Below are 2,502 nucleotides of genomic sequence, written 5' to 3' on the forward strand. Positions count from 1 at the left end.
GTGTCAACGGCGGAGCAAAAGTCGGCCATTCGGCGGCGTAAAACCAGGCCATCGTGTTACATGCCGGGGGGAGTGGCGTGAGGGCGTAGCCCGAGGGCCACTCCCCCCGGCATTGGTGTAATTTTCAGGGTCTGGTTTTGGCCTTGCGGGCCCGGCTGTGCGCGAGGCGATAGCTTTCGCCGTTCATCTCGAGGATGCTGACGTGATGGGTCAGGCGATCGAGGAGCGCGCCTGTGAGACGCTCAGATCCGAAGGTTTCGGTCCATTCGTCGAAGGGCAGGTTGCTGGTGATGAAGGTGGAGCCGCGTTCGTAACGCTGGGAGATCAGCTCGAACAACAGTTCGGCGCCGGTCTTGGAGAGCGGCACAAAGCCCAGTTCGTCGATGATGAGCAGCTTGTATCCGGCCATCTGCTTCTGGAAGCGCAGAAGACGGCGCTCGTCGCGGGCCTCCATCATTTCGCTGACCAGCGCTGCCGCGGTGGTGAAGCCCACCGACAGTCCTTTCTGGCATGCTGCCAGTCCGAGCCCCAACGCTACGTGCGTCTTTCCGGTGCCTGATGGCCCCAGAGCGATGGCGTTCTCACGCCGCTCGATCCACTCGCAGCGCGCCATCTCGAGCACCTGCATCTTGTTGAGCCTGGGGATGGCGGCGAAGTCGAAGCTGTCGAGGCTTTTGACGGCGGGGAAGCGCGCGGCCTTGATGCGCCGCTCGACCATGCGACGCTCCCTGTCGATCATTTCCATCTCGACGAGGCGGGCGAGGAAGCGGATATGATCGACGCCTTCAGCGGCACATTGCCGCGCGAGCTTGTGATGCTCACGCAGGCACGTAGGCAGCTTGAGCGCCTTGAGATGGTGAGCGAGAAGGATCTCCGGGGCCTGATCGCTCATGCGGCCTCCTGCCGGTCGGAGAGCAGGCTCAGATAGGCTCTGGCAAAGGTCTTCTCGACCGTGGTGCGTGGCAGGAAGGGATAGACGTCCAGGTCCAGCCTGGGCGGTACGCGTTCGATCCGGCACAGGACGAGGTGCTTGACGGCATCGAAGCCGATGGCGCCAAGATCGATGGCTTGTTCGACCGCCGCCTGGAGATCGGCGAGGGTGAACGTTTCCAGCAGGCGCAGTACCTGCACATATTCGCGCCTGCCATGTTTGTGCATGCGCCCTTCCATCAACCGCTGCAGTGTCGTGAACGCTTCGGGCAGGTCCCAGCCCTGCAAAGGCGCAGCCTGGTCGAATGCGTTGATCTTCTGCTCGATCAGCGGGAGATAATGGAGCGGGTCGAAGGCAACCTCCTCGCGGGCATAGCAACGAGGATGACGGGCGATGACTTCGCTGCGGCAGCCGATCACCACCTCATCGACATAGGCCCTGATCCAGACCTCCTGATGGCCCCAGGCCACCGGAACCGAATAATCGTTGGTCCTGTAGCGCACCAGGGATTGCGAGGAGACCCGCCCGCCTTTCTGATCGCAGGCCTCGAAGGGTGTAGCGGGCAGAGGCTGCATGGCCGCGAGATCGCGTTCCAAGCGCTCACCGATCGTCTCGCTCTGCCCGCGCACCTTGTCCTGCTGGCGCTTGCGGCATTGCTCCTCCAGCCACAGGTTGAACGCCTCCCAGGTCGGGAACTTCGGGATCGGCACCATGAAGTTGCGCCGGCAATAGCCTACCAGCCCCTCCACATTGCCTTTCTCGTTCCCCTTGCCCGGGCGGGCATAGCGGTCGCGGATCACGTAATGCGACAGGAAAGCGCTGAACAGCGTGGCACGCTGCCGCGTGCCGTCGGGCAGGATCTTCGCCACAAGGCAGCGATCGTTGTCATAGACGATCGAGCGCGGTACCGCGCCGAAGAACGCGAAGGCATGAACGTGTCCGTCCACCCAGGCCTCCGCCACCGCCGCCGGATAGGCCCGCACATAGCAGGCATCACTGTGCGGCAGATCGAGCGCGAAGAAGTAGGCCTTCTGTTCCACCCCGCCGATCTCCACCAGCGCTTCCCCGAAGTCGGCCTGCGCATCTCCCGCAGGGTGCGCCAGCGGCACGAACATCTCCCGGCTACGCTGCTCACGCTCCCGAATGTAATCCTTGATGATCGTATAGCCGCCGGTGAAACCATGCTCGGTGCGCAAACGGTCGAATACCCGCTTCGCCGTATGGCGTTGTTTGCGCGGGACACTGCGGTCACCCTCAAGCCATCCATCAATGATCGCCACAAACCCGTCCAGCTTCGGGCGCTGCGGTACGGACTGGCGCTGGTAACCCGGCGGCGATGAAAACGACAGCATCTTGCGTACCGTATCGCGCGACACATTGAAACGCTTCGCCGCCGCCCGTTGGCTCATGCCATCCGCGCAAGCCAGACGGACCTGAAGATAAAGTTCCACGCTGTAGATCCCCACACCTCCCTGACTCGGCAGAAAGGCTTCAAGGTGGACGACTTTTACGCCGCCCGCAGCAGGACTATCCCGCCGCTACCGTGGTCGAATATTGCTCCGCCGTTCTCA

2 protein-coding genes are annotated in these 2,502 nt (G+C 62.7%); both read right to left on the bottom strand.

The window, feature by feature from the left end; translation table 11 throughout:
• Nucleotides 1–124 precede the first annotated feature (124 nt).
• Entirely contained in the window at nucleotides 125–892 is a 768-nt protein-coding gene (gene istB, locus BRX37_RS26045; protein WP_007686288.1) for an IS21-like element ISSsp5 family helper ATPase IstB, read from the bottom strand.
• Nucleotides 889–2,382 (bottom strand): IS21 family transposase, encoded by a 1,494-nt coding sequence (gene istA / locus BRX37_RS26050; protein WP_125990330.1) that lies wholly within the window; start codon nucleotides 2,380–2,382, stop codon nucleotides 889–891. The genes istB and istA overlap by 4 nt, the downstream gene beginning before the upstream one ends.
• Nucleotides 2,383–2,502 lie beyond the last annotated feature (120 nt).

Origin of the sequence: Sphingomonas sp. S-NIH.Pt3_0716, assembly GCF_003950715.1 — a bacterium.
In the GTDB taxonomy this organism is placed as follows: domain Bacteria; phylum Pseudomonadota; class Alphaproteobacteria; order Sphingomonadales; family Sphingomonadaceae; genus Sphingobium; species Sphingobium yanoikuyae_A.

Excerpts from the sequence above, each read along its gene's own strand:
- istB (WP_007686288.1), bottom strand. The coding sequence starts at position 892 with ATGAGCGATCAGGCCCCGGAGATCCTTCTCGCTCACCATCTCAAGGCG.